This is a genomic window from Streptomyces sp. NPDC031225, assembly GCF_055570355.1.
Map to the genome: position 1 here is coordinate 116,712 of NZ_JBVIHJ010000019.1, position 24,792 is coordinate 141,503.

Annotated in this window: 25 protein-coding genes; 17 read left to right on the plus strand and 8 right to left on the minus strand. The window is 70.5% G+C overall.

The genetic code is table 11. The features are described from left to right. Positions 1-15 precede the first annotated feature (15 nt). Together meaB and ACZ48Z_RS29650 are read left to right on the plus strand one after the other, a co-directional pair. Positions 16-972, plus strand: a complete 957-nt coding sequence (gene meaB, locus ACZ48Z_RS29645; protein ID WP_468738941.1) for a methylmalonyl Co-A mutase-associated GTPase MeaB — start codon at positions 16-18, stop codon at positions 970-972. Positions 973-1,098: 126 nt separating this feature from the next. Then, positions 1,099-2,328 (plus strand): MFS transporter, encoded by a 1,230-nt coding sequence (locus ACZ48Z_RS29650; RefSeq protein ID WP_468738942.1) that lies wholly within the window; start codon positions 1,099-1,101, stop codon positions 2,326-2,328. An 8-nt stretch (positions 2,329-2,336) separates the two neighbouring features. Here the strand turns inward: ACZ48Z_RS29650 and ACZ48Z_RS29655 are convergent, their stop codons facing one another. Further along, complete coding sequence (locus ACZ48Z_RS29655) at positions 2,337-2,942, minus strand: PepSY domain-containing protein (RefSeq protein WP_468738943.1); 606 nt, start codon at positions 2,940-2,942, stop codon at positions 2,337-2,339. A 125-nt stretch (positions 2,943-3,067) separates the two neighbouring features. On the opposite strand from ACZ48Z_RS29655, the gene ACZ48Z_RS29660 reads away from it, so the two are divergent. Together ACZ48Z_RS29660 and ACZ48Z_RS29665 are read left to right on the plus strand one after the other, a co-directional pair. Beyond that, positions 3,068-3,736 (plus strand): response regulator transcription factor, encoded by a 669-nt coding sequence (locus ACZ48Z_RS29660; protein ID WP_468738944.1) that lies wholly within the window; start codon positions 3,068-3,070, stop codon positions 3,734-3,736. Beyond that, positions 3,733-5,127, plus strand: coding sequence for a sensor histidine kinase (locus ACZ48Z_RS29665; protein WP_468738945.1), 1,395 nt, complete (start codon positions 3,733-3,735; stop codon positions 5,125-5,127). Before ACZ48Z_RS29660 ends, ACZ48Z_RS29665 begins: the two co-directional genes overlap by 4 nt. Positions 5,128-5,210: 83 nt before the next feature. Here the strand turns inward: ACZ48Z_RS29665 and ACZ48Z_RS29670 are convergent, their stop codons facing one another. The 4 genes from ACZ48Z_RS29670 to ACZ48Z_RS29685 form a co-directional block, all read right to left on the minus strand. After that, complete coding sequence (locus ACZ48Z_RS29670; RefSeq protein ID WP_468738946.1) at positions 5,211-5,687, minus strand: MarR family winged helix-turn-helix transcriptional regulator; 477 nt, start codon at positions 5,685-5,687, stop codon at positions 5,211-5,213. 92 nt (positions 5,688-5,779) lie between these two features. After that, entirely contained in the window at positions 5,780-6,577 is a 798-nt protein-coding gene (locus tag ACZ48Z_RS29675; protein WP_468738947.1) for an AIM24 family protein, read from the minus strand. Beyond that, a complete protein-coding gene (locus ACZ48Z_RS29680) occupies positions 6,574-7,224 on the minus strand; it encodes an AIM24 family protein (RefSeq protein WP_468738948.1) in 651 nt (216 codons plus the stop codon). Before ACZ48Z_RS29680 ends, ACZ48Z_RS29675 begins: the two co-directional genes overlap by 4 nt. 1 nt (position 7,225) lies before the next feature. After that, positions 7,226-7,858, minus strand: a complete 633-nt coding sequence (locus tag ACZ48Z_RS29685) for an AIM24 family protein (protein ID WP_468739010.1) — start codon at positions 7,856-7,858, stop codon at positions 7,226-7,228. Positions 7,859-8,536: 678 nt separating this feature from the next. On the opposite strand from ACZ48Z_RS29685, the gene ACZ48Z_RS29690 reads away from it, so the two are divergent. The 7 genes from ACZ48Z_RS29690 to glxA all read left to right on the plus strand — a co-directional run bounded on the left by ACZ48Z_RS29690 (position 8,537) and on the right by glxA (position 15,825). Next, positions 8,537-8,881, plus strand: a complete 345-nt coding sequence (locus ACZ48Z_RS29690) for a DUF3817 domain-containing protein (protein WP_468738949.1) — start codon at positions 8,537-8,539, stop codon at positions 8,879-8,881. Next, positions 8,878-9,174 carry an MTH1187 family thiamine-binding protein gene (locus ACZ48Z_RS29695; RefSeq protein WP_123763116.1) on the plus strand — a complete coding sequence of 99 codons (297 nt, stop codon included), beginning with the start codon at positions 8,878-8,880 and terminating at the stop codon, positions 9,172-9,174. The genes ACZ48Z_RS29690 and ACZ48Z_RS29695 overlap by 4 nt, the downstream gene beginning before the upstream one ends. Positions 9,175-9,314: 140 nt before the next feature. Continuing rightward, entirely contained in the window at positions 9,315-10,067 is a 753-nt protein-coding gene (locus tag ACZ48Z_RS29700) for a hypothetical protein (protein ID WP_468738950.1), read from the plus strand. Then, complete coding sequence (locus ACZ48Z_RS29705; RefSeq protein ID WP_468738951.1) at positions 10,064-10,744, plus strand: DUF4166 domain-containing protein; 681 nt, start codon at positions 10,064-10,066, stop codon at positions 10,742-10,744. Before ACZ48Z_RS29700 ends, ACZ48Z_RS29705 begins: the two co-directional genes overlap by 4 nt. Beyond that, positions 10,741-11,391, plus strand: a complete 651-nt coding sequence (locus ACZ48Z_RS29710) for a TetR/AcrR family transcriptional regulator (protein ID WP_468738952.1) — start codon at positions 10,741-10,743, stop codon at positions 11,389-11,391. The genes ACZ48Z_RS29705 and ACZ48Z_RS29710 overlap by 4 nt, the downstream gene beginning before the upstream one ends. 705 nt (positions 11,392-12,096) lie before the next feature. Continuing rightward, positions 12,097-13,866 (plus strand): glycosyltransferase family 2 protein, encoded by a 1,770-nt coding sequence (locus ACZ48Z_RS29715; protein ID WP_468738953.1) that lies wholly within the window; start codon positions 12,097-12,099, stop codon positions 13,864-13,866. A gap of 3 nt (positions 13,867-13,869) precedes the next feature. Then, positions 13,870-15,825, plus strand: coding sequence for a radical copper oxidase GlxA (gene glxA, locus ACZ48Z_RS29720; protein ID WP_468738954.1), 1,956 nt, complete (start codon positions 13,870-13,872; stop codon positions 15,823-15,825). Between the two features lie 4 nt (positions 15,826-15,829). On the opposite strand, the gene ACZ48Z_RS29725 is transcribed toward glxA, so the two are convergent. Beyond that, entirely contained in the window at positions 15,830-16,822 is a 993-nt protein-coding gene (locus ACZ48Z_RS29725) for a glycoside hydrolase family 6 protein (protein ID WP_468738955.1), read from the minus strand. 147 nt (positions 16,823-16,969) lie between these two features. Between ACZ48Z_RS29725 and ACZ48Z_RS29730 the strand changes: the two genes are divergently transcribed. Continuing rightward, on the plus strand, positions 16,970-17,479 hold the full coding sequence (locus ACZ48Z_RS29730) for a MarR family winged helix-turn-helix transcriptional regulator (RefSeq protein WP_468738956.1): 510 nt from the start codon (positions 16,970-16,972) through the stop codon (positions 17,477-17,479). A 64-nt stretch (positions 17,480-17,543) separates the two neighbouring features. Next, positions 17,544-17,882 carry a DUF3817 domain-containing protein gene (locus tag ACZ48Z_RS29735; protein ID WP_328750604.1) on the plus strand — a complete coding sequence of 113 codons (339 nt, stop codon included), beginning with the start codon at positions 17,544-17,546 and terminating at the stop codon, positions 17,880-17,882. 31 nt (positions 17,883-17,913) lie between these two features. On the opposite strand, the gene ACZ48Z_RS29740 is transcribed toward ACZ48Z_RS29735, so the two are convergent. Continuing rightward, positions 17,914-18,567 carry a TetR/AcrR family transcriptional regulator gene (locus ACZ48Z_RS29740; RefSeq protein ID WP_468738957.1) on the minus strand — a complete coding sequence of 218 codons (654 nt, stop codon included), beginning with the start codon at positions 18,565-18,567 and terminating at the stop codon, positions 17,914-17,916. Positions 18,568-18,799: 232 nt separating this feature from the next. Between ACZ48Z_RS29740 and ACZ48Z_RS29745 the strand changes: the two genes are divergently transcribed. The 4 genes from ACZ48Z_RS29745 (at position 18,800) to ACZ48Z_RS29760 (ending at position 23,169) form a co-directional block, all read left to right on the plus strand. Then, positions 18,800-19,777, plus strand: a complete 978-nt coding sequence (locus tag ACZ48Z_RS29745) for a tetratricopeptide repeat protein (RefSeq protein ID WP_468738958.1) — start codon at positions 18,800-18,802, stop codon at positions 19,775-19,777. Positions 19,778-20,428: 651 nt separating this feature from the next. Continuing rightward, a complete protein-coding gene (locus ACZ48Z_RS29750) occupies positions 20,429-21,073 on the plus strand; it encodes a DUF6230 family protein (RefSeq protein WP_468738959.1) in 645 nt (214 codons plus the stop codon). Positions 21,074-21,254: 181 nt separating this feature from the next. Next, a complete protein-coding gene (locus ACZ48Z_RS29755) occupies positions 21,255-21,863 on the plus strand; it encodes a DUF6114 domain-containing protein (RefSeq protein ID WP_468738960.1) in 609 nt (202 codons plus the stop codon). 118 nt (positions 21,864-21,981) lie between these two features. Continuing rightward, entirely contained in the window at positions 21,982-23,169 is a 1,188-nt protein-coding gene (locus ACZ48Z_RS29760; protein ID WP_468738961.1) for a hypothetical protein, read from the plus strand. A 155-nt stretch (positions 23,170-23,324) separates the two neighbouring features. Here the strand turns inward: ACZ48Z_RS29760 and pyk are convergent, their stop codons facing one another. Then, a complete protein-coding gene (gene pyk / locus ACZ48Z_RS29765; RefSeq protein ID WP_468738962.1) occupies positions 23,325-24,755 on the minus strand; it encodes a pyruvate kinase in 1,431 nt (476 codons plus the stop codon). Positions 24,756-24,792: the final 37 nt, after the last annotated feature.

The window sequence follows — 24,792 nt, forward strand, 5'->3', positions numbered from 1 at the left end:
GTGAACGGAGCTGTGATGCAGGACGTCGCCGGCCTGGTGGCCCAGGCCAGGGAGGGCAGGCCGCGGGCCGTGGCCCGGCTGATCTCCCTCGTGGAGGGGGCGTCCCCGCAGCTCAGGGAGGTCATGGCGGCGCTGGCCCCGCTGACGGGCAACGCGTACGTGGTGGGTCTGACGGGATCGCCCGGGGTGGGCAAGTCGACGTCCACCTCGGCCCTCGTGAGCGCCTACCGCAAGCAGGGCAGGCGGGTCGGCGTCCTGGCCGTCGACCCGTCCTCGCCGTTCTCGGGCGGAGCCCTGCTCGGCGACCGGGTGCGGATGTCGGACCACGCCTCCGACCCCGGCGTCTACATCCGCTCCATGGCGACCCGCGGCCACCTCGGCGGTCTCGCCCGGTCCGCCCCGCAGGCCATCCGGGTCCTGGACGCGGCCGGCTGCGACGTGATCATCGTCGAGACGGTCGGGGTGGGCCAGTCGGAGGTCGAGATCGCCTCCCAGGCGGACACCTCCGTGGTGCTGCTCGCCCCGGGCATGGGCGACGGCATCCAGGCCGCCAAGGCCGGAATCCTGGAGATCGGCGACGTCTACGTCGTCAACAAGGCCGACCGCGACGGCGCCCACGCGACCGCCCGCGAGCTCAACCACATGCTGGGCCTGGGCGAGTCCCGCGGCCCCGGCGACTGGCGTCCGCCGATCGTCAAGACGGTCGCGAGTCGCGCCGAGGGCATCGACGAGGTCGTCGAGGCGCTGGAGAAACACCGCGCGTGGATGGAGGAGCACGGTGTCCTCACCGAGCGCCGCCGCGCCCGCGCCGCCCACGAGATCGAGGCGATCGCCCTCACGGCCCTGCGCGCACGCATCGGCGACCTCAGCGGCGACCGGCGCCTCAGCGCACTGGCCGAGCGGATCGTCGCCGGCGAACTGGACCCCTACCGGGCGGCGGACGAACTGGTGGAGGGGCTCACACAGGGCTGAGGCCCTTGATAGGTTGACCGGCATGTTCCTCTCCTTGGCATAGGCAGACACCGAGCCGCGGTCCGAGCACCCCGCTCCCGCGGCTCCCCGGTGCCCCCTTCTCCGCCTCTCTTCGAGGAACTCACCATGTCCGCGTCCTACGCGCGCGTACTGCGCATTCCGCATGCCCGCCACGCCTTCACCACCGCCCTGCTCGGCAGGCTGTCGTACGGCGTCGTCCCGCTGTCCGTCCTGCTCTCCGTGACCCGCGCCTCCGGCTCGTACGCCGTGGCGGGTGCCGTGATGGCGCTCTTCGGCGCCACCGTCGTCGTCCTGGCGCCCGCGCGGGCCGCCCTCATCGACCGGTACGGACCGCGGCGAGCGCTCGTGCCCATGCTGGCGGCCTACGTCCTGCTGCTCGCCCTGCTCACCGCGGCCGTCTGGCGTCCCGGCGCCCCGCCCGCGCTCCTCGGCGCCCTCACCGCCCTCGCGGGAGCCTGCGTCCCGCCGCTCGGCCCGACCATGCGCACCGTGTGGGGCCGCCTCACCGGGGGCGACGAGGCGCTGCTCCAGCGGGCGTACAGCCTCGACGGGGTCGCCGAGGAACTGCTGTTCGTCTCGGGCCCGCTGCTGGTGGGCGTCCTCGTCGGCGTGGCCGCGCCGGTCGCCGGGATCGTCGTCGGGGCGGCCCTGATGGTGGCGGGGACGGCCGGGTTCGTACGGTCGCCGGCGGTACGGGCGATGCCTCCCGCCGGTTCCTCCCCCTCCTCCGAACGACGGGACAGGGGCGGTCGGCGGGTACTGGGCCGGGTCCGCCGTCCCGTCGTGGCCGCCGCGGCCGTGGGCCTCGCGCTCGGCGTGCTCGACCTGCTCGTCGTGGTCTTCGCCGAGACGCACCGGCACGGCGGCGCGAGCGTGGCCTGGGTGCTGGCCGCGCTGTCCGCCGGGAGCGCGGTCGGCGGGATGCTCAACGGGTCCGTGAACTGGCGCGTACCCGCCCGGACCAGGCTGGCCCTGCTGACCCTGGGCCTGGGCCTGGCGCTGCTCGGCGCGGGGCTGGCCCCCGGACTCGGCACCCTCGCCCTGGTCATGGCGGGGGCCGGGTTCTTCGTGTCGCCGGCCATCACCACCGCGTACCTCATCGCCGACGCCGCGGTCGCTCCCGAGGCCCGCACCTGTGCCGGCGCGTGGGTCAACACGGCCGTCAACGCCGGCAGTACGGGCGGAACGGCCGTCGCCGGGGCCCTGGCCGGGCAGCTGCCGGTGGCCGCATGTTTCGCGGTGACGGGCGGGGCGGTCGCCGTGACGGCGGTGCTGACCATGACGAAGGGCGCCCGGGGGAGGGGCGCCCTTCGCGGCGGTGCGGCTGTCGTGTGACGGCCGCGTCAGTCGTCGTCGCGGTCCTGGGTGACCTTGCCCGAGCCGAGGGCGACCTTCCACTCGCCCTGCTTGCCGTCCTTCACGGTGTCCACGCTCCAGGCCGCGGTGCCGTTGTCGTCGTCGATGCCGACCTCGGTCACCGTGCCCTTCGCGGCGGCGGCCAGCGCGGCCTCACGGGCGTCGGTCCCGGCACCCTTCACCGCGGCGAGCCCCGCACGGTCGTCGGCGTCGTTGTCGTCGTCCGTGTCGCGCTGGGCGCCGAGCACCTTGCCGGAGTCCGGGGCGATCCGCAGGTCGTACTCCGTGCCGTCGCCCTTGACGACGGTCACCTCCCACGCGTCGGCGCCGTCGTCGTCCAGGTCGGCGGAGACGGCGGTGCCCGGGGTGTGCTTCAGGGCGGCCGCAATGGCCTCGGCGGCGGTGACGTTGCCGGTAGGGGCGGCTGTGCGGTCGTCGTCGGAGTCGTCGTGGTCGGCGGCGGCCTGGACGCCGGTGTTCGCCTGGCGCTGCGTCGCCGTCGCCTCGTCGTTCCCCGCCGCGAAGGCCGCGACGGTGCCGCCGGTCGCCAGGGCGGCGGCGGTGAGGGTGGCGATGACGATGTTGCGCTTCATGAGGATTCCTCCAGAACCGTTCGGTTTCGTTCGCTTTCGACGACCACCACGCTGCCGGAGAGCAGCTGAAGCCGACCTGAAGCCACCTGAAGGCGTCTTCAGGTTCGGTTTGCCACCCTGTACGCATGCGCCTGTTGATCGTCGAGGACGAAAAGCGACTCGCCCTGTCCCTCGCCAAGGGCCTCACCGCCGAGGGCTACGCCGTCGACGTCGTCCACGACGGCCGGGAGGGACTGCACCGGGCCACCGAGGGGTCGTACGACCTGGTGATCCTCGACATCATGCTGCCCGGCCTCAACGGCTACCGGGTCTGCGCCGCCCTGCGCGCCGCGGGCCACGAGGTGCCGATCCTCATGCTCACCGCGAAGGACGGCGAGTACGACGAGGCCGAGGGCCTGGACACCGGCGCCGACGACTACCTGACCAAGCCCTTCTCCTACGTCGTCCTCGTGGCCCGCATCAAGGCCCTGCTGCGGCGGCGCGGCAACGGGAACGGCGCCTCGCCGGTGCTCGAACTCGGCGGCCTCCGGATCGACACCGCCGCCCGCAGGGTCTTCCTCGACGGCGCCGAGGTCACCCTGACCACCAAGGAGTTCTCCGTCCTGGAACAGCTCGCGGTGCGGGCCGGCGAAGTGGTCTCCAAGGCGCAGATCCTGGAGCACGTCTGGGACTTCGCGTACGACGGTGACCCCAACATCGTCGAGGTGTACGTCAGCACGCTGCGCCGGAAGCTGGAGGCGGGGCTCATCCGGACGGTCCGGGGTGCCGGGTACCGGCTGGAGGCCGGGAGATGAGGCGGCTGTTCGGCTCGGTCCGGGCCCGGGCCACGCTGGCCGCGACCGCCGTGGTGGCCCTCGCCCTGGTCGCTGCGGGAGCCGTCGTCCTGCTGTCGCTGCGCAGCAACCTCGCGGGCCAGGCGGACACGGCCGCCGACGGCGCCGCCCGCGCCGTGGCGGCACAGATCGCGCAGGGCGTGCCGTACCGGGAGCTGGACCTGGACGAGGACCATCCGGTCCAGGTGGTCGACGGGGACGGGCGGGTGCTCGCGGCGAGCGAGGACCTGGAGTCGATCAGCGGGACCGGTGTCCCGGACGTCACCCCGGTCCCGAGCCCCGACGCGGGGCAGGGCGACGGCGGCGACAGCGGGGACGCGCCCGACGCCGGCGACATCGGTGAGGTCACCTGGCACGGCCGGGGACGGGCCACCGTGGACGGGGACGGCGTCGCGTACCGGTTCGCCGAGGTCGAAGTCACCGACCGGCGCGACGAGACGGTCCTCGTGTACGCCGGTGCCTCCCTCCAGGCCCAGCAGGACGCGGTGCACACCGCCGCCACCGTCATGCTGATCGGCCTGCCCGTACTCCTCGGCGTGGTCGCCCGGGTGACCTGGACCGTCACACGTCGCGCCCTTCGCCCGGTCGAGGCCATCCGCCAGGAAATGGCGGCGATCACCGCCTCCGAGGACCTCGCGCGCCGCGTCCCGGTGCCGGCCACCCACGACGAGGTGGCCCGCCTCGCCCGCACCACCAATGAGACGCTGGCCGCGCTGGAGACCTCGGTGGAGCGCCAGCGCCGGTTCGTCGCGGACGCCTCCCACGAACTGCGCAGCCCCATCGCCTCGCTGCGGACCCAGCTGGAGGTCGCCGCCGCGCATCCGGAGCTGCTGGACCTGGACGGGGCGGTCGAGGACACGGTGCGGCTGCAGCACCTCGCCGCGGACCTGTTGCTGCTGGCCCGGCTGGACGCCGGGGAGCGGGCCGGGGACACACGGTTCGACCTGGCCGCACTGGTCCGAGAGCGTGCGGCGGACAGGCCGCGGGTGACGGTCGAGGCCCGGGGCGTGGATGTCGCCGGATCGCGTGGCCAGTTGGGGCGGCTGCTCGCCAACCTGCTGGACAACGCGCAGCGGCATGCCCGCTCCGAGGTGTCCGTGGCCGTACGGCGGGACGGGGACCGTGCGGTCGTCGAGGTCGCCGACGACGGGGACGGGGTGCCCGACGGGGACCGGGAGCGGATCTTCGAGCGGTTCGTGCGGCTGGACGAGGCGCGGGCGCGGGACGACGGGGGTGCCGGGCTCGGTCTCGCCATCGCCCGGGATGTCGCCGTTCGTCATGGCGGCACCCTGACGGTGCGCAACGCACCGGCAGGCGGAGCCCTGTTCGAACTCCGCCTGCCGGTGCTGTGATGCTGCTGTGCCTCAGGGGCCGGTCGCGCCCACGCGGCGGCGCCGCATGTGGATACGGCCGCCCCGGCGGCCCCTGCCTGCCCCTACGGGCGGCCTCGCTGCCCCCGCAGATGTTCCGCGATGGGCTTGAGGGCCTTGTCCAGTTCCGTCAGGGACTCGTCCGGCACGAGGTCGATGAAGTGCCTCCGCACAGACGCCACATGATGGGGCGCGACCTTCTTCATCGTCTCCATGCCGTGCTCGGTCAGCACCGCGTACAGGCCGCGGCGGTCGGACTCGCAGTTCTCGCGCCTGACCAGGTCCGCGTTCTCCATGCGGGTGATCTGGTGCGAGAGCCGGCTCTTGGACTGGAGGGTGGCGGCCGCGAGGTCGCTCATCCGCAGCCGTACGCCCTCCGACTCGGAGAGATTGACCAGGATCTCGTAGTCGTTCATCGTCAGGCCGAACGGCTGTAGGTCCCGCTCGAGTTGATACGTCAACAGCCTGTTGACCTCCAGGTGGGTGCGCCAGGCGCACTGCTCCGCATCGGTCAGCCAGCGCGTGGCCGTCTCGGTCTCCATAAATGAAGTCTACCTAAAAGGTTGAAAGGCGAACTAATGAGGGTGGTGTGACGGTGCGCACGCGTTCGATGTCACACTCCGCAGACTACCGCTCACAGCCCGAAGCGACGCTGGAGGTCCCCCAGCTGTCCGGGAAGGCGCGGTGCCCCCGGCTGCTGTGGATGCCCTGTGGGTGCCCCGTATCCGCCGGGAACTCCGGGCTCCTGCGGAACCACCCCCGTGGCCTGCTCGGCCATGAGCGCCTCGGAGGACTGGAGCAGTACCGTTCCGGCCCCCACGAACTCGAACTGGTGCTCCTCGCCGGAGGCCCCGCCGAGGCCCGTCATCGCACGTAGACCGCCCATCAGACCGGTCATGTAACCGTGGTCGTAGTGGTGGCACGGCGAGGGGCAGTCCGCCCAGCCCACAAGCGCTTGCGGGTCCACCCGGATCGGGGGCTCCATGAACACCACCGGGCCGTTGGAGGCGGCCACGAACTTTCCGGTTCCGATGAGGGTCAGGAAGCCGGGCACGATCGACTGCTTGAGAGCCAGACTTGGCTGAAAAGCGAGCAGATTGCCCGAGCGAATGGTCAGGTTGCCGTTCTCCAGGTCGTACGAGTTCACGTCGAAGGCCCGGTCGGCGAGGAGCATCTTGCCCGAACCCTCCGCCACGACCCAGTCGCTCGCGTGCAGAGGCGAATGGAAGGACGTACGGATGAGGCCGTCGAAACGGCCGTGTCCGATGCCGTTGAAGTCCATCTGCCCGTAGTAGGCGATCATCTTCCCCTTCTGCAGGAACCACTGGCTCCCCTTGAGCTCCACGCAGAAGGTGTAGTTGTTGACGTTGTCGTCCGAGGGCAGCGTCATCGGGTCGTACACGGTGGGGCCCGCGCCCGGGTAGTGGCTCACAGCTTCTCCTCCGAGGCCTGGACGTACACCGCGCCGTGTCCGCTGAGCTCCAGCTGGAAGGCCTCGCCGGAACCGCGGCCCACCATGTCGCGCCAGCCGAGCGCCGTCGACAGCTTGTTGCGGACGTCGCCGTGATGGGCGACGTAGGCCTGCGGATCGACGTGGACGGGGCGCTGCGGGGTGATGGGGACCTCGAAGACACCGCCGTGGGCCATGACGGCCACCGAGCCGTGGCCCTTGAGGGTGGTGGTGAAGAGTCCCTGGCCGCTGACCTGGCCCCGGACCATGCCCATGACCCCGCCCTGCGAGCCCATGAACATGGTGCCCTGCTGGAGGGTGCCCTCGAAGGCCAGCAGGCGGTCCGCCTCGACGTACAGGGTGTCGCCGGTCATGTTGATGACCTGGACGTGGTGGCCGCCGTGCCCGAAGAAGACGGTGCCGCTGCCCTCCACCGTCATCAGCGGGGTGTCCTCGTTGGCCAGCCGGCGCCCGAGCATCGACGCGATGCCGCCCTGGCCGCCCTGGATGTTCGGTGTGAAGGACACCTCGCCCCTGTAGGCGAGCATCGCGCCGCGCTGGCTGAACAGACGCTGGCCCGGGAGGACGGTCGCCTCGACCATCTTGGAGTTGATCTCACGAAAGGGCATCTCACACATCCCCCGCGATCGTGTTCCGCTCGCTGGGCTGGACGTAGACCAGGCCGTCGCCCTCGAAGCGGATCTGGAAGGCCTCGCCGCCGCCCTCGCCCATGAACGTGCGGAACGTCACACCGGACTGGAAGGACTGGCTCAGGTTGCCCTGGTGCGCGATGTACGCGCCCGGGTCGACGGTCAGTGGGTACTGGCGGCTCACCCGCAGGACGACCGCGGGGCCGTCGGACATGATCGCGGCCTGGCCGTGGCCCTCGACGGTCGTCGTGAAGAGCCCGTTGCCCTGCGTTGCCCCGCGGAGGCCGGTGAAGCTGGTGCCGGTTCTGAGTCCGGCGTCGGTCGCGAGCAGGTTGCTCGACTCGACGAACAGTTTGTCCCCCTGGAGACTGACGAGGTTGATCTCCGAGGCCCGGTCCGCGAACCAGCACGTCCCGTGCCCCGACACCTCCATCACGGTCATCTGCTCGCCGGTGATCCGCCGGGTCACCATGCCGCGGATCCCCTCACCACCGCCGCTCATCTTCTTGAACGCCATCTGCCCGTCGTACGCGACCATCGAGCCGTTCTTCGCCTTGACGGCGTCCCCGGTCATGTCGACGGCGAGCACCTTGCTGCCTTGGAGTCGAAACATCGCCACGGAGTGAAGGTAGCTGGCCGAAAGCCGTTGCGAACAGGTTCTGGGGGTGGAGGTCCACCCTGAGTGTGCCCCTAGGGGGTGGGGGGTGATGCCTGCGGCGGCCTGCGGCGGCCTGTGCGGGTTGGTGGGGGCGGGCGTTTTGCGCAGTTCCCCGCGCCCCTTTAATGCGCCTGCGGTTCGGTGGGTGGGTCGGGGCCGGGGTGGGGGGTGTCCGTCCTCGGTCCGGCGGCTCGGTTCCTTGAGCAGTGCTCGGTTCCGGACGCCGGCCGCTGCGGGCGGACACCCCCCACCCCGTCCCCTTCACGCCGTCGGCGGCTGCGGGCGCTTTGTGGTGCGCGCGAGTCGGCGAACAGTTCGTCTTGGCGCAGGCCGCCTGCAACCCCCCAGGGGCGCGGGGAACTGCGCGACCAGCCCCCCACCGGGCCGCACTCGCCCGTCGCCGCCCGGAGGCACTCACGTAGGCGCCCGGCCCAAGCCCAGCGCAGCGCCCCGCGGGGAACTGCGCGACCAGCCCCCACCGGGCCGCACCCGCCGTCGCCCACGGAGGCACTCCCGTAGGCGCGCTTCGACCCCCCGGGCCCGGGGGTGCGGGATCGTTTGTCACAATGGGCAAACGCTTGTGCGTTCGTTCACAAACCGCCAGACCGACGTACCTCCCACCGAAGGTGACCCGTGGACCTCAAGACAGCCTCCGCCATCCGACGCCTCCGCCTGGTCTCCGCCCCCGAGGCGATCTCGTTCCTCTTGTTGCTCGTCTGTTCGGTGCTGAAGCGGACCACGGACTTCAACGCCGTGCGGCCGATGGGCATGCTCCATGGCGTCCTGTTCATCCTTTACGTGATCTTCTGGCTCGACGCCTGGAACCGCACCAAGTGGTCTGCGAAGACTGGTATTTGGTACTTCGTCCTCTCCGTGCTGCCCACCGGCGGCTTCTTTGCCGAGCGCAAGCTCAAGCGTGAGGCCGAGGACGCCGTCATCGCCTCCCGCGCCCGCAACGAAGGGGTCGTGAACGCATGATCGTCGCCTTCTCCGTGACCCCGCTCGGGGTCGGCGAGGACGTGGGGGAGTACGTCGCCGACGCGGTGCGGGTCGTCCGGGAGTCGGGGCTGCCGAATCGCACCGACGCCATGTTCACCTCGATCGAAGGCGACAGCTGGGACGAGGTCATGGACGTCGTCAAGCGGGCCGTGGCCGCCGTGGAGGCGAGGGCGCCGCGAGTGTCGCTGGTGCTCAAGGCGGACATCCGCCCCGGTGTGACGGACGGTCTGACGTCCAAGGTGGAGACGGTGGAGCGCCACCTCGCCGGCTGACCCCCCCCGCATGCGAACCCCGGCCCGCGCGGGCCGGGGTTTTCTCGTACCCCCTGATTGAGCGATCGCTCAAAAGCGTGTACCTTCCTGCCCAGACGGTTTGAGCAGTCGCTCAAACAATGGGCTCACCTGGGGGAACAATGGGGCTCTACATAGAGGCACGCATCCGTGCCGATCTCGACGACCTCTGGACCCGGACACAGGAACCGTCCCAGCACCAGCGCTGGGACCTCCGCTTCACCCGGATCACCCACCTCCCGCGCGCGGAGGGCGAGCCGCAGCGCTTCCGGTACGCCACGCGCGTGCTGCCAGGCCTCACCGTCGCCGGCACCGGCATCTCCGCGGGGGAACGGGAACGCCCCGACGGCACCCGTACCTCCGCGCTGCGTTTCTCCTCCCCGCACCCGCTCTCGCTCCTCGCCGAGGGCAGCGGCTACTGGCGCTACCTTCCCGACGGCGACGGCGTCGTCTTCCTCACCGGCTACGACTACCGCCCCCGCTGGGGCCGCGTCGGCGTCCTCGCCGACCGGCTGCTCTTCCGCCCCCTCATCGGCTGGGCGACGGCCTGGTCCTTCGACCGGCTGCGGCTGTGGCTGGAGCGCGGGATCACCCCGGAACGGGCGCTGTGGAACTGGCTGGCCGAACTGCTGGTCCGCGCCCTCGTCGTCACCGTCGGCTGCACCGGCCTCGGCCTGGAGCGGTTCCTGCGTCTGTTCGGCCCGCTGGCCGCGTCGCTCGCGTACGTCTGGCCGCTGCTGCTCGCCGTGCTCATCTCGCTGGCCCTGTTCACGTCGCCCTTGCCCGGCACCCCGGCCGCCCGCCGCTGTCTGCGTCAACCGCCCGCACGCGTGCGTGCCCCGCGTGTCCTTCGGACCCTGGAGATCCCGCGATGACCTCGATGTTCCGCACGGTGATGGGCGACGGCTTCGACCGTCTGCACCCCCAGCTCCAGCGCCGTTTCTCGGTCGGTCTCGCGAGCGGGGAGGCCTGCACCGGGCGGGGCGTGATGGACCGCGTCTGGCACGGCCGGACCTTCGTGAAGCCGTTCCTGGCACTCGGGGCCACGCGCAACATCCTGGTGCCGAGACCCGGGCGGAACGTGCCGTTCGTTATCGAGAACGTGCCCTACGTCGACACCTACGGCCGTGAGACGGTGAGCTTTGTGCGCACCTTCCACCTGCCCGGGCGCCCCCGCCGGTTCGACGCCCAGATGGTGCTGAGCCCCAAGGGCGACCGCATCCTCGACTACCTCGGCACCCACCAGCACCTGGCCAGCGAACTGCACTTCCACGCCGAGCCCGACGGCTCGCTGCTGATCCGCTCCGGGGAGCACCGGTTCCGGGAGGGCGTGGTGGACGTCCGGGTGCCCGAGCTGGTCGGTGCGACGGCTGAGGTGCGGGAGTCGTACGACGACGAGGCCGGCCGCTTCCGTATCCGGGTCCGGGTCGTCAACCGGTACTTCGGACCGCTCTTCGGCTACGAGGGCTCCTTCGAGGCGACGTACACCGACATCGCGGCCTGTGGGGTGCGTTCGGGGCTGCGGCCGGTCCGAGAGGAGGCGCGAGCATGAGTCCCGAGACCGCGAAGTCCCTGGAGACCAAGACCAAACTCCTCGAAGGCGCCCTTCGGACCCTCACCGAACAGGGCATCGCCAAGACCTCCGCCCGCACGGTCGCGGCCGCCGCCGGGGTCAACCAGGCCCTGGTCTTCTACCACTTCGGCTCGGTCGACGAACTCCTCGCGGCGGCCTGCCGCTACGGGGCCGAGCGCTCGGTGGCCCGCTACCGGGAGCGGTTCGCCGCGGTGAGCTCGCTGTCCGAACTCCTCGCGGTGGGACGGCGGGTCCACGAGGAGGAGCGGGCCGGCGGACATGTCGCCCTCCTCGGTCAGCTGCTGGCCGGCGCCCAGACCCACGCCACCCTCGGCCCGGCCACCGCGGCGGGCCTGGAGCTGTGGATCGGCGAGATCGAGAAGGTCCTCACAAGGGTCCTCGCGGCCACACCCTTCGGGGAGTTCGCCGACCCGGCGGGCCTGGCCCGGGCGGTGGCCGCCTCCTTCGTGGGCATCGAGCTGTACGAAGGGGTCGACGCGTCCGGCGCCACAGCGGCCCTGGACGCCCTGGAGCAGCTCGGCGTGCTCGTCGCCGCGCTGGAGGACCTGGGCCCGGTCGCCCAGCGCGCGGTGCGCCTCCACCTCCGCAGGACCGGTCGCCGCTGACCACCCCGCCCGACGAGAGGACACCATGCCCGCCGCCGACAGCAGGCTGGAGGTCCTGCACGCCGACTGCCGCCGACCGGCTCCGGGTGCCTGATCGCAGCCAGACTCTCTGTACTCGCCGGTGATGTCGGTGCGGGGGCGTCAAGGTTGCAGAGGTCGTGGGGCGGCTGCGGCTCCGTTGTGGCTGGTCGCGCAGTTCCCCGCGCCCCTCGGTGGGGGCAGTGGACGCACCTTTGGACGCACACGGCCCCGCGCCCTTGGGTGGGGACAGTGGACGCACCTTTGGACGCACACGGCCCCGCGCCCTTGGGTGGGGACGGTGAACGCACCTTTGGACGCGTACGGCGTGAAGGGGACGGGGTGGGGGGTGTCCGCCCGCAGCGGCCGGCGTCCGTTGTCCAGAACTGTTGAAGCAACCGAGCCGCCGGACCGAGGACGGACACCCCCCACCCCGTCCCCGACCCATAACGCACCCGCAGGCGCCACGCACGCCCCCACCGGCCGAAGCAGGCCGCCGCAGGCATCCAGGGGCGCGGGGAACTGCGCAAAACGCCCGCCCCCACCGGACCCGCACCCGCCCGACCGCCGGAGGCGCTCGGTACTCGGCTGGACGCCCCTGGGTCGCCATCTCGCAGGATCTCCATTTTCGTATGGATATCGAAACCCCGCGAGGGTCGATCACTCCTCACTCAACCGGAGGGCGCCGTGCGGCCGGAGGGCTACGACTACGACACCTACAGCCGACTCGCCGGGCCGCTCACGGAGCCGGCCGGGTCGGCGTACCGGGTGCAGTACACCTCGCTGCTGTCGAGGGAGCCCCGCCGAATACGCGCCGTCCTGCTGATGTGCCTCGCGCCGCTCCTCACCGCGGCCCTTCTCGTCTACCTCGTGTGGCCCAGCCACTGGGTGGAACGCGAGGGCGGGGCGCCCTGGATGGTCCACCTCGATGTCGTGATGCTCATAGCCATCGGCCTGATCGAGCTGTTCATGGTGGTCAACGTCGTCTCCGTCGCCCACGCCACCCTCGTCGCCCGCGACCCCGTCCCCGTGGCCCCCGAGGCCGGCACCCGCGTCGCCTTCCTCACGACGTACGTCCCCGGCAAGGAACCCCTCGCGATGGTCCGCGCCACCCTCGAAGGCGCCACGAGGATCACCCACACCGGCCCCCTGGACGTGTGGCTCCTCGACGAAGGGGACGACGAACAGGCCAGGGCCCTGTGCGCGGAACTCGGCGTGCGCCACTTCACCCGCCACGGCGTCCCCGAGTGGAACCGTGCCAAGGGCGTCCACAAGGCCCGCACCAAGCACGGCAACTACAACGCCTGGCTTGCGATGCACGGCGACGCCTACGATCTCTACGCCTCCGTGGACACGGACCACGTCCCGCTCCCGAACTTCCTGGAGCGGATGACGGGGTACTTCCGAGACCCGGACGTCGCCTTCGTCGTGGGACCGCAGGTGTACGGCAACTACCACAACCCCGTCACCAAGGCCGCCGAGTCCCAGCAGTTCCTCTTCCACGCACTGATCCAGCGGGCCGGCAACCGGTACCGCTCACCCATGTTCGTCGGCACCAACAACGTCGTACGCGTCTCCGCCCTGAAGCAGATCGGCGGCCTGTACGACTCCATCACCGAGGACATGGCCACCGGCTTCGAACTCCACCGGCACCGCAACCCGCAGACGGGCGCCCGCTGGCGGTCCGTCTACACCCCGGACGTGCTGGCCGTGGGCGAGGGTCCGGCCTCCTGGACCGACTTCTTCACCCAGCAGCTGCGCTGGTCGAGGGGGACGTACGAGACGCTCCTCAAGCAGTACTGGAAGGCACCGTTCACCATGCCTCCCGGCCGCCTGTTCTCGTACACCCTGATGCTCGTCTACTACCCGATGACCGCCGTCAACTGGTTCCTCGGCATCCTCAGTTGCTTCCTGTTCCTCTGGTTCGGCGCCTCCGGCACCCAGGTCGCCGCCTCCGTCTGGCTGATGCTCTACAGCGACGCGGCCGCCCTCCAGATCGGGCTCTACCTGTGGAACCGGCGCCACAACATCTCCCCGCACGAGCCCCAGGGCTCCAGCGGCCTCGCGGGCATGGCGATGTCGGCCCTGTCCGCGCCGATCTACCTCAAGTCCCTCGGCGAGGCCCTCATCAGGAAGCCCAGCCGTTTCGTGGTGACCCCCAAGGGCGGTGACAGCAGCCCCGACCGGCTGTGGACCTTCCGCATCCACCTGTGCTGGGCGGTTCTCCTCGCGGCCTCCCTGGCCGCCTCGGCCGTCCTCGGCCACACGCACGCGGCCATGCGCACCTGGGCGGTCCTCGCCATGGTGATCGCGCTCGCCCCGGTCGCGGTGTGGGTCTCGACGCTGCTCAAGGAGCGCCGGGAGCGGCAGGTGCTCACCGCGGCACCGCGGATCGTCGACGAATCCGCCCTCGCCACCTCCTCTTCCGTCTCCGGCACCACGACAGGGGGCAACTAGGCCATGGCCTACCAGCCGTCCCAGAAGACCAAGAAGACCGTCCTCGGTATCGGCGGCATCGCGCTCCTCGCCGGACTCAACGCCCCCGCCGCGCTCGACCTCGCGGGCGAGAAGTACCACGCGTACCGGATCGCCCGGCCCGAGTACCGTGCGAAGTACGGCAGTTGGAGCCGGATCGACATCCCCGAGAAGTACCGCACCAACGCCATCCACGCGGCGCTCCTGCACACCGGCAAGGTGCTGATCGTCGCCGGGTCGGGCAACGAGGTGAAGAAGTTCGACGAGGGGTCCTTCGACACCGTCCTGTGGGACCCGAAGGCGAACACCTTCAAGAAGATCCCCACCCCCGACGACTTCTTCTGCTCCGGACACGCCCAACTCCCCGACGGCCGCCTCCTCGTGGCCGGCGGCACCGCCCGCTACGAGCTCCTCGACGGTGAGATCGACCGGGCCGGCGGCGGTATGCGGGTCAAGAACGAGAACCCCGACAAGGCGATGTTCCTGAAGAAGGGCACCCGCTTCCGCTCACCCGCCGGAGTCGAGTACGTCAGCCGCTTCGACGTCACCGTCCCCAAGGCCAAGCGCACCCAGAAAGTCACCTACAACCGGGCCGGGGTGATGCAGCCCTGGCAGACCAAGGTGACCGCGAGCGAGGTCCGGGTCTTCGTGGAGGCCGCCGAGAAGGGGCCGATGTCGGTCACCGAGAAGCAGGCGCAGTACGAGGTCGTCGGTCTGAAGGGCAAGGACGCCGACAACACGTACGGGCTCAGCGAGAAGATCACCTTGGACAAGCAGGACTTCCAGGGGATCCGCGCCGCCTACGAGTTCGACCCGACGGCCGAGCGGTACGTCCCGGTCGCCCCGATGGACAAGGCCCGCTGGTACCCGACCCTGGTCGGCCTCGACGACGGCCGCGTCCTCGCGGTGTCCGGCCTCGACGACGTCGGCGTGATCGACCCCGGCGACAACGAGATCTACGACCCGAAGACCAAGAAGTGGACCCGCGGCCCCAAGCGCTACTTCCCGACTTATCCCGCGCTCTTCCTCACCAAGGGCGGCAAGCTCTTCTACCCGGCGTCCAACGCCGGGTACGGCCCCGCCGACATGGGCCGCGAGCCCGGGCTGTGGGACCTGAAGACCAACACCTTCCAGAAGGTGCCCGGCCTGCGCGACCCCGACGAGACCGAGACCTCCGCCTCACTGCTCCTGCCGCCCGCGCAGGACCAGAAGGTGATGATCCTGGGCGGCGGGGGCGTCGGCGAGTCCAAGAGGTCGACTCCGCGCACGGCCGTCGTCGACCTGAAGAAGGACAACCCCGTCTTCCAGGACGGTCCCAGCCTCCCGCAGGGCACGCGCTATCTGAACAGCGTGATCATGCCGGACGACACCGTCTTCACCTCGAACGGCTCCGAGGACTACCGCGGCCGCAGCGCCAGCAACATCCTCAAGGCCCAGTTCTACGACCCCAGGGGCAACGTCTTCCGGGAGGCCGCGGCCCCTACCGTCGGCCGCAACTACCACTCCGAGGGGCTGCTGCTGCCCGACGGAAGGGTCGCCACCTTCGGCTCCGACCCGCTCTTCGACGACCAGCAGAACACCAAGCTCGGCCACTTCGAGCAGCGCATGGAGATCTTCACCCCGCCCGCGCTGCACCGCAACGCCACCCGCAGGCCCGCGCTGGAGAACGGTCCCCGGCTGCTCGATCCGCACCGCCGCGCCACCTACCGGACCGGCCACCCCGAGCGGATCGTCAAGGCCCGGCTGATGCGGCCCAGCGCGGTCACGCACACCACCGACGTCGAGCAGCGGTCCATCGAGCTCGGCCTGACCAAGCACGCGGACTCGGTGACGGTCGAGGTGCCGAAGGACCGCGCCCTCGTACCGCCGGGCTGGTACATGCTGTTCGTGACGGACGCGGACGGCACACCGTCCGAGGCGAAGTGGCTCCAGGTCAGGTGACGGATCAGTCCTGCGCGTTGCCCGCCAGTCCCAGTGCGTACTCCGGCCACCACCGACCGGCCTCGGGACCGCCCTCGCAGGTGCCGTCCGACTCCCCGGGCCGCTTGATCCACAGATAGGCGTCCAGGGTGGGCTCGCCGGTGTCGGTGGTGGGGCGGGTGCCCAGCGCCCTGCCGGGCGGGTTGCACCAGGCACCGGGCAGTGGCCCGTTGCCGTTGCGGCTGCTGTCGATGACGAAGTGCTTGCCCCCGAGGGCGGCCGAGAGCCGGAGGCCGTACTTCTTGGTGGCCGCGTCCGTCTGGAAGTTGGCGACGTTCAGGGCGAAGCCGTCGGCGCCCGCGATGCCGGCCCGTCCGAGCGGGCCGACCAGCCGGCGCGGCTCCCGGATCCAGGCCGGGTTGCCCGCGTCCAGGTACACCTTGGTGTGCGGCTGCTGCTTCAGCCGGCTGATCGCCTCCCGGAGCAGCTGCTCGCGCTCGGCCGCGTACTCCCCGGGTGTGCAGCCGTCCACGGTGTGCGCCACCGCGTCCGGCTCCAGCACCACCAGCGCCTTCGCCGGGCCCAGCGCCTCGGCGAACCTCCCGATCCACGCCCGGTAGGCGTCCGCGTCCGCGGCCCCGCCCGCCGAGTGCTGGCCGCAGTCCCGGTGCGGGATGTCGTACGCCACGAACAGCGCCGTACGTCCTTCCTGGGACGCCGACGCGGTGGCCGTCCTGATCGCCGGGGCCGGATCGATCTCGCCGGCCGGCCACAGCGCGGCCGGTTCGCCGGCGATCCGCTCCAGCAGTGCGGCGTCCCGGGTACGGCCCTCCCGCCGCCACAGCTCGATCTGCTGGGCGGCGGAACTCGCGGGGTCGACCCAGAACGGCTGGGCCGCGTTCGCCCTCGCCGAGGCGGCGCCGGCGACGGAGGCCTCGCCGACCCAGGGCGCGGACGAACAGCCCGCCGCGAGCCCGAGCACCGCGAGCGCCGCGAAAGCGTGGATCAGCCGGGACATGCTGCTCCCTGGGGCGGAGGTGACAGTCGGTCACCCATCGTGACATGCGGGGGCGATTCATCCTGGAAGGGACATGGCTGCGCCCCGCGTCGACCGAAGGACGAGACGGTGCTGACCACGATGTGACCGGCCGGTAAGGTCGGTGCCGTGCCGAAGCCGCTCAGTCTTCCCTTCGACCCCATCGCCCGCGCGGACGAGCTCTGGAAGCAGCGCTGGGGAAACGTGCCGTCCATGTCCGCGATCACCTCGATCATGCGCGCACAGCAGATCCTGCTCGCCGAGGTCGACGCGGTGGTCAAGCCGTACGGACTGACCTTCGCGCGGTACGAGGCGCTGGTGCTGCTCAACTTCTCCAAGGCGGGGGAGCTGACCATGTCGAAGATCGGCGAGCGGCTCATGGTGCACCCCACCTCCGTGACGAACACCGTGGACCGCCTGGTGAGGTCCGGTCTGGTCGACAAGCGGCCCAACCCCAACGACGGGCGCGGCACCCTCGCCTCCATCACCGGCAAGGGCCGCGAGGTCGTCGAGGCGGCCACCCGTGACCTCATGGCGATGGACTTCGGCCTCGGGGTGTACGACGCGGAGGAGTGCGCGGAGATCTTCGCGATGCTGCGGCCGCTGAGGGTCGCCGCCCGGGACTTCGACGAGGAGTGACCCCGGCCGGGGAAGGGGCGACCCGGGCCAAGATCTCCCGGAACGGGTCGTTACGCTCGTACGCATGAAAAAGAGCGTGCTGACCCGCTACCGCGTCCTGGCCTACGTCACCGGTGTGCTGCTGGTCCTGCTGTGCCTGAGCATGATCGCCAAGTACGGCTTCGACATCGACGGTGCCGCGGACTTCACCCGCGTCGTCGCCATCGCGCACGGCTGGCTGTACGTCGTCTACCTCGTCTTCGCCTTCGACCTGGGCTCCAAGGCGAAGTGGCCGGTCGGCAAGCAGCTGTGGGTCCTGCTCGCCGGGACGGTCCCCACGGCCGCCTTCTTCGTCGAGCGGAAGATCACCCACGAACTCGAAGGCAGGATCGTGGACGCCGCTCCGGCGCCCGTCAAGGCGTAACCGCACAGCCGTACGGTCGCGAGCGCGGGTTCTAGGAGGGCCCCTCCGGGCGGTGGCCCTCCTCGCCGGACGTTCCCGCCAGGCCCGTCAGCAGGACCTGGGTGAAGCCGTGGGCCCATTCCGCGTCCGCGGGCTCCGCGCTCACCAGGGTGCGGTGGACCACCGTGCCCGCCACCATGTCGAAGATCAGGTCGACCGTGCGGGTCGTCTCCCGCAGGTCCGACTCCGGGGGCAGCTCGCCGCGCGCCTGGGCGCGCTCACGGCCCTCCAGGACCAGGCGCTTCTGGCGGTCGACGATCGACGAACGGATGCGTTCGCGCAGTGCGTCGTCGTGGCACGACTCCGCCACCACCGCCATCAGCCCGTTCTGTGCCTCCGGCCGCGCCAGGATCGCCGCGAACTGCAGGACGACGCCCTCGATGTCGGCGGCGAGGGTGCCGCAGTCGGGCAGTTCCAGTTCGTCGAAGAGTTCCGCCACCGCGTCCACGACGAGTTCGTTCTTGCCGGCCCAGCGGCGGTACAGGGTCGTCTTGGCGACCCCGGCTCGCGTCGCCACGTCCCCCAGCGTCAGCTTCGACCAGCCCAGTTCCACCAGCGCCGCCCGCGTCGCGGCGAGGATCGCGGTGTCCGCTGCGGCGCTGCGAGGGCGCCCTGTGGCGCGCGGGGCGGGGGTGCGGCTCTGCATCTCACGACCATAACCGGCGGTTCCCGTGTCGCAGTGAGGGAGATCACCGGGAAGGGGTACCGGGCAGCGGTTCCGTGCCATTACGCTACGACTCGTAGCGGAAGCTCGCGGCGGACGTACGCGAGCGACGGTCCGCACGGCGTGGGGTGGGGACCCGGCGTCAGGGCCGTACCGCACGACCGGCTTTCACAACGCTTTTCACAGACGCGGGCGCACGGGGGAGGATAGACGCATGCAGCCACGGAACATGTCCATGAGCGGAGTCGTCGACCTCGCCGCGGTGAAGTCGGCCCAGGAGGCCAAGGCGAAGGCGGAGCAGGCGCGCGCCGAAGCGGCGCGGCAGGGCGGTGGCCCGGGTGCCGTCTCCCCGGCCGATCTCGTCATCGACGTCGACGAGGCGGGATTCGAGCGCGATGTCCTCCAGCGGTCCAGTGAGGTCCCGGTCGTCATCGACTTCTGGGCCGAGTGGTGCGAGCCCTGCAAGCAGCTGAGCCCGGTGCTTGAGCAGCTCGTGCTCGAGTACCAAGGACGCCTGCTCCTCGCCAAGATCGATGTCGACGCCAACCAGATGCTGATGCAGCAGTTCGGGGTGCAGGGCATCCCGGCCGTTTTCGCGGTCGTCGCGGGCCAGGCGCTGCCCCTCTTCCAGGGTGCCGCCGGCAAGGAGCAGATCCAGCAGACCCTGGACCAGCTGGTGCAGGTCGCCGAGGAGCGCTTCGGGCTGACCGGCCTCACGGTCGACCCGGACGCCGTGTCGGGCACCGCCCCGCAGCCCGCGGCCGTGCCGGCGGGGCCGTACGACGCCCTCCTCGAAGCCGCCGTACGCGCCCTGGACGCCGGGGACTTCGGCGGAGCCGTCCAGGCCTACAAGAACGTACTGAGCGACGACCCGGGCAACTCCGAGGCCAAACTGGGGCTCGCCCAGGCCGAGTTGCTCCACCGGGTGCAGGGGCTCGACCCGCAGCGGGCGCGTCAGGACGCTGCCGAGAAGCCGGACGACGCCCAGGCGCAGATCGCCGCCGCCGACCTGGATCTGGTGGGCGGTCATGTCGAGGACGCGTTCGGGCGGCTCATCGACACCGTGCGGCGCACGGCGGGTGACGACCGGGACGCCGTACGACTGCGGCTCCTTGAGCTCTTCGAGGTGGTCGGCGCCGATGATCCGCGGGTGTCCGCGGCTCGCCGGGCGCTCGCGCGGGCTCTGTTCTAGGCGGGGCGGGGACCCCGGTTCTGACCAGTCGTTAAACATCCCGGCATGTGGTGCCGGAGTGAAAAAATTGACGGAGAAGCGTCACTGCGGCCGCGCTTTGCCAAAACTTGGTAAACGCGGCCGCTGTTACTTCCAGTAAGACAGAGGCGTTGTTCTGTCGGATTCTGTCCCTCGATCAACTACTTTGTCAGCCCCCTGGTTGCCACCCAGCGTCGCCGCCCGAGACCAGCGGGTCGTTGTTCGGTTATCCGGCCGTTACTACCGAGTAACGAAGCCCCTTGTGCGGGCGGCGAGAATGCACCACGATCGGCGACGCTCGGTCCTTTCCCGTACCCCGACAGCCGGTCGGGCGGCGGGATTCCTTGGGTCCCCACCGAGCAGGGTCGGCGGCAGGTGCGCCGGCTCTTGGACAGGGGGGTCTTCGCCCGTGCGGCGAAGCCTGTCCAGCAAGGTTGTGCGTGATGTGTGTCAGGCGCGACCAGTGGTTGTCGCTCGGGGGTGATCGCCGGTGATCGGTGCGCAGTTCGCGCCTCCGAGTGCAGGCGCTCCCCTTCCCGAGGACGTAGCACTTCTCCCATCCCTGCCCGGCTGAGCCGTCCATTTCGACGGGCCAGTCAGGGCCAGGAGATGTACGTCCGAGAAGGAGGACATATGCAGTCCCAGGTGCGTGGCGGGACCAGATGGAAGCGCTTCGCTGTGGTCATGGTGCCCAGCGTCGCAGCGGCCGCATGCGTGGGGGTCGGGCTGGCGCAGGGTGCGCTCGCCGCGTCGTTCAGCGTGTCCGGCCAGGAGTTCAAGGTGTCCGCCGGTCACCTTGAGGGCCAGGGCTTCGCTCAGTACGGCGGTATCGACAGCGGTTACACGTCGACCGACGGTACGAGCAAGACGGTGCACCCGGTCGCGATCTCGTCGTTCAAGACGGCGCAGATCACGAACATGTGCCAGTCGGTCAAGACCGAGATCCCCCTCATAGGCAAGACGTTCTACCTGCGTCTTGACGCGGGTCCGGACGCGAACCACAAGGTCGAGGCCGAGAACCTCTACATCGACGTCTCGCAGCTCGACGCCGATGCGACGTTCAAGAACATCGACATCGGTGTTGCGGTCAAGGACCAGAGCAAGGGTCCCGCGATCAGGAGCGGCGACAACGTCCTGCCCGGCGGCTTCGCCCAGCAGGCCGATTCGGCGGACCTGACCAAGGTCGAGCAGACGGCGTGGGCCACCACGGCGGGCACCTTCAAGCTCAGCGGCCTGAAGATGCGTCTCGGCACCAGCTCCAGCATGGAGTGCTTCTGACGGCAGAGGCCACAGGGTGACTCGGCGCAGCTGAGTCGCTCCAGGGGCGGGGAGGCAGTGTTTCTCCGCCCCGCATGGCCGGCCCGGCTCCCGCCGGACCGCATGCACACAGACAGACTTTCCGGTTCTCCACGCCTACGGCCGAGCCGGTACGTACTTCCGGACCCAGGGAGCATTTTCCATGAGTGCCGAGACTCCGGTCCAGAGCACCGGGACTTTTGACCGGTTGCGCCTGCGATTCCGTGCCTGGCGAGGCCACCGCCCCTTCTGGGCCGGTCTGTTCACGATGCTCGGCGGACTGCCGATCGCCTACTTCCCGTACGCCACGCTCAAGCTGGGCACCATGTCGATCGCCATGGCGACCACCGCGGGTGCGGGCTCCCTCATCATCGGCGTCCTCCTGGTCACCCTGGGCCTGACGATGTGGTTCCAGTACGCCACCCGCGTCTTCGCCGGTGTGGCCGCGATCGTCCTCTCCCTGGTGTCCCTGGTGGTCTCCAACATCGGCGGCTTCATCGTGGGCTTCGTGTTCGCCCTGATCGGCGGAGCACTCGCGGTCTCCTGGGTGCCGGGAGCGCCGCCCCAGCCGCAGCCGCTGCCGGAGGGCGGGACGGACGTGGGCGGTGCGCCCCGGGCCACCGACCCCGACACCGCGATCCTCAGGCCGGTGACGGACGAGCCGGGAACGCCCTACCAGGCGCCGGAGTCCGGACACCAAGGAGCCTCGGGCGGCACGCCCGAGAACACCTGGGCCGCCGACGACGCGAACGGGGGGTCCCGTGTCGGCTGACGAGATTCAAGGCGAGAGCCCTGCGGTCTCGGCCGGGACCAGATCGGGGCCCCGGCACGCGGCGCCCAGGAAGCCGCTGTTCACCAGGTTCCATGTGCCGGCCGGCAAGGCGATAGCCATGGCGGCGATGCCGACCGCGGTGCTCATGGGCATCGGCTTCACTCCGACCCTCGCCCTGGCCGCCGACCAGCCGACCTCGAAGAGCCTGACGGTTGACGAGTACAAGGACTGCGTCACGGCGCTGGACGGCAGTGAGTCGCCGTCCGCCTCGGCGAGTCCCTCGGGCTCCGACGACACCACGGCGACGCCGTCCCCGTCGGCCTCCTCCTCCGGCTCGGGGTCGGACACGGGCTCGGGTTCCGACGGCTCCTCGTCGTCCGGCTCGGATTCGGGTTCGGGCTCCGACGACAAGGCGACGCCCACGCCGACTCCGTCCGCCTCGGCGAGCAAGGAGACCAGTGCCTCGGGCAGCGACACCGCCACGCCGTCCCCGTCGGCCTCCGCGAGCAAGGACAGCAACCTCCTCGAGGACATCGGCGACGCGATAACCGGCATCTTCACGGGCGGCAGCTCGTCGTCGAGCGAGCCCACGAGCGAGCCCAGCGCGACCCCGACACCGTCCGCCTCCGCCTCCGCGAGCGGCTCCGACACCGTGAAGGACACGACCGACAAGGTCACCGACACGGTGAAGGACACCGTCAAGGACACGACCGACAAGGCGTCGAAGGCGGCCGAGGACACCTCCAAGGCCGTCGAGGACACCACGAAGGCGGCGCAGGACGCGGCGGCCGACGCCACGGCCTCCCCGAGCCCGTCGGCGAGCTCCAGCACGGACCCGGCGGACTGCCCGGCCGCCACGGACGACGTGGGCGGCACCGAGCCCGGTATCACGGTGGCGAACAACGCCTGGACGCTCAAGGCCAGTTCGCTGCTGCTGAAGGGCGCCGACTACCAGGGCGTCGTCAAGGTGAAGACGGCCGACGGCCAGTCCAAGAAGGTCCTGAAGTACGTCATCTCCGGCGGCACCGACATCGGCGACCTCCACCAGATCGTCACCGAGCAGGGCCACACGTACCACGTGCAGGCGGGCAAGGGCACCACGTCGACGATCACCGGCGGCGACACGGTGATGTACACCGAGAGCATCTCCGGCAACCTGCTGGGGCTGATCCCGATCACGTTCAGCCCGGACAGCCCGCCGCCGCTGAACATCCCGCTGATCTACTTCACGAACGTGACGGTCAAGCAGGCCGGCCAGTACGGCGGAAACCTGCACGTACCCGGAATGCGCCAGTACAGCGAGTAGTCCCACAGACCCTTCCGGGAGCCGCACAGGACTGTGCCCCGCCGGGCAACCACCCGGCGGGGCACAGTCGCGTCGGAGACCTGAGCACACGCACCGAGGGCGCCCCCTGCGACAGGGGGCGCCCTCGGTGTCGTACAAGAGCCTTCGGGGGCTCGTCAGCTGCCGTCGCCGCCGCCGATGTGGTGGACGCGCAGCATGTTGGTGGTGCCGGCCACGCCGGGGGGCGAGCCCGCGGTGATGATGACGATCTCGCCGGGGTTGAAGCGGCTGATCTTGGCGATCTCCATGTCGACCATGTCGACCATCTCGTCCGTGGTGTTCACGAACGGCACCACGTGCGACTCGACGCCCCAGCTGAGCGTGAGCTGGTTGCGGGTGCTCTCGTCCGTGGTGAACGCGATGATCGGCTGGGACGCGCGGTAGCGCGAGAGGCGGCGGGCGGTGTCACCGGACTGGGTGAAGGCCACCAGGCCACGGCCGCCGAGGAAGTCGGCGATCTCGCAGGCGGCGCGGGCGACCGAACCGCCCTGTGTGCGGGGCTTCTTGCCGGGGACCAGCGGCTGCAGGCCCTTGGACATCAGCTCCTGCTCGGCCGCGGCGACGATCTTCGACATCGTCTTCACGGTCTCGATCGGGTAGGCGCCGACCGAGGACTCCGCGGACAGCATGACCGCGTCCGCGCCGTCCAGGATCGCGTTGGCCACGTCGGAGGCCTCGGCGCGGGTGGGGCGGGAGTTGGTGATCATCGACTCCATCATCTGGGTCGCCACGATCACCGGCTTGGCGTTGCGGCGGCACAGCTCGATGAGGCGCTTCTGCACCATCGGGACCTTCTCGAGCGGGTACTCGACGGCCAGGTCGCCACGGGCCACCATGACGGCGTCGAACGCCATCACGACGCTCTCCATGTTGTCGACGGCCTGCGGCTTCTCCACCTTGGCGATGACGGGGACCCGGCGGCCCTCCTCGTCCATCACCTTGTGGACGTCGTCCACGTCCTTGGCGTCCCGCACGAAGGACAGGGCGACCATGTCGCAGCCCATGCGCAGCGCGAAGCGGAGGTCCTCGACGTCCTTCTCGGACAGCGCCGGGACGTTCACCGCCGCGCCGGGCAGGTTGATGCCCTTGTGGTCGGAGACGACACCGCCCTCGATGACGATCGTCTTGACCCGCGGGCCCTCGACGGCCAGGACCTTCAGCTCGACGTTGCCGTCGTTGATGAGGATCTGGTCGCCGGTGGAGACGTCACCGGGCAGGCCCTTGTAGGTCGTCCCGCAGATGCTCTTGTCACCCGGGACGTCCTCGGCGGTGATGACGAACTCGTCACCGCGCTCCAGCTCGACGGGGCCCTCGGCGAAGGTCTCCAGCCGGATCTTGGGGCCCTGGAGGTCGGCGAGGACACCGATGGCCCGGCCCGTCTCCTTGGCGGCGGCACGGACGCGGTCGTACCGCCCCTGGTGCTCGGCGTGCGTGCCGTGGCTGAAGTTGAAACGGGCCACGTTCATGCCGGCCTCGATCAGCGAGACCAGCATCTCGTGGGAGTCGACCGCGGGGCCGAGAGTACAAACGATTTTCGAACGGCGCATGGGGCGATCCTATCGGTTTGTTTCGCTACGGAATATT

Coding starts and splice junctions, on each gene's coding strand:
- ACZ48Z_RS29700 (WP_468738950.1), top strand. CDS start 9,315: ATGGGGCTCTACATAGAGGCACGCATCCGTGCCGATCTCGACGACCTC.
- ACZ48Z_RS29705 (WP_468738951.1), top strand. CDS start 10,064: ATGACCTCGATGTTCCGCACGGTGATGGGCGACGGCTTCGACCGTCTG.
- ACZ48Z_RS29725 (WP_468738955.1), bottom strand. CDS start 16,822: ATGTCCCGGCTGATCCACGCTTTCGCGGCGCTCGCGGTGCTCGGGCTC.
- ACZ48Z_RS29745 (WP_468738958.1), top strand. CDS start 18,800: ATGCAGCCACGGAACATGTCCATGAGCGGAGTCGTCGACCTCGCCGCG.
- ACZ48Z_RS29670 (WP_468738946.1), bottom strand. CDS start 5,687: ATGGAGACCGAGACGGCCACGCGCTGGCTGACCGATGCGGAGCAGTGC.
- ACZ48Z_RS29665 (WP_468738945.1), top strand. CDS start 3,733: ATGAGGCGGCTGTTCGGCTCGGTCCGGGCCCGGGCCACGCTGGCCGCG.
- ACZ48Z_RS29655 (WP_468738943.1), bottom strand. CDS start 2,942: ATGAAGCGCAACATCGTCATCGCCACCCTCACCGCCGCCGCCCTGGCG.
- ACZ48Z_RS29750 (WP_468738959.1), top strand. CDS start 20,429: ATGCAGTCCCAGGTGCGTGGCGGGACCAGATGGAAGCGCTTCGCTGTG.
- ACZ48Z_RS29740 (WP_468738957.1), bottom strand. CDS start 18,567: ATGCAGAGCCGCACCCCCGCCCCGCGCGCCACAGGGCGCCCTCGCAGC.
- pyk (WP_468738962.1), bottom strand. CDS start 24,755: ATGCGCCGTTCGAAAATCGTTTGTACTCTCGGCCCCGCGGTCGACTCC.
- ACZ48Z_RS29685 (WP_468739010.1), bottom strand. CDS start 7,858: ATGTTTCGACTCCAAGGCAGCAAGGTGCTCGCCGTCGACATGACCGGG.
- glxA (WP_468738954.1), top strand. CDS start 13,870: ATGGCCTACCAGCCGTCCCAGAAGACCAAGAAGACCGTCCTCGGTATC.
- ACZ48Z_RS29650 (WP_468738942.1), top strand. CDS start 1,099: ATGTCCGCGTCCTACGCGCGCGTACTGCGCATTCCGCATGCCCGCCAC.
- ACZ48Z_RS29760 (WP_468738961.1), top strand. CDS start 21,982: ATGGCGGCGATGCCGACCGCGGTGCTCATGGGCATCGGCTTCACTCCG.
- ACZ48Z_RS29710 (WP_468738952.1), top strand. CDS start 10,741: ATGAGTCCCGAGACCGCGAAGTCCCTGGAGACCAAGACCAAACTCCTC.
- ACZ48Z_RS29680 (WP_468738948.1), bottom strand. CDS start 7,224: ATGCCCTTTCGTGAGATCAACTCCAAGATGGTCGAGGCGACCGTCCTC.
- ACZ48Z_RS29755 (WP_468738960.1), top strand. CDS start 21,255: ATGAGTGCCGAGACTCCGGTCCAGAGCACCGGGACTTTTGACCGGTTG.
- ACZ48Z_RS29735 (WP_328750604.1), top strand. CDS start 17,544: ATGAAAAAGAGCGTGCTGACCCGCTACCGCGTCCTGGCCTACGTCACC.
- ACZ48Z_RS29695 (WP_123763116.1), top strand. CDS start 8,878: ATGATCGTCGCCTTCTCCGTGACCCCGCTCGGGGTCGGCGAGGACGTG.
- meaB (WP_468738941.1), top strand. CDS start 16: ATGCAGGACGTCGCCGGCCTGGTGGCCCAGGCCAGGGAGGGCAGGCCG.
- ACZ48Z_RS29660 (WP_468738944.1), top strand. CDS start 3,068: ATGCGCCTGTTGATCGTCGAGGACGAAAAGCGACTCGCCCTGTCCCTC.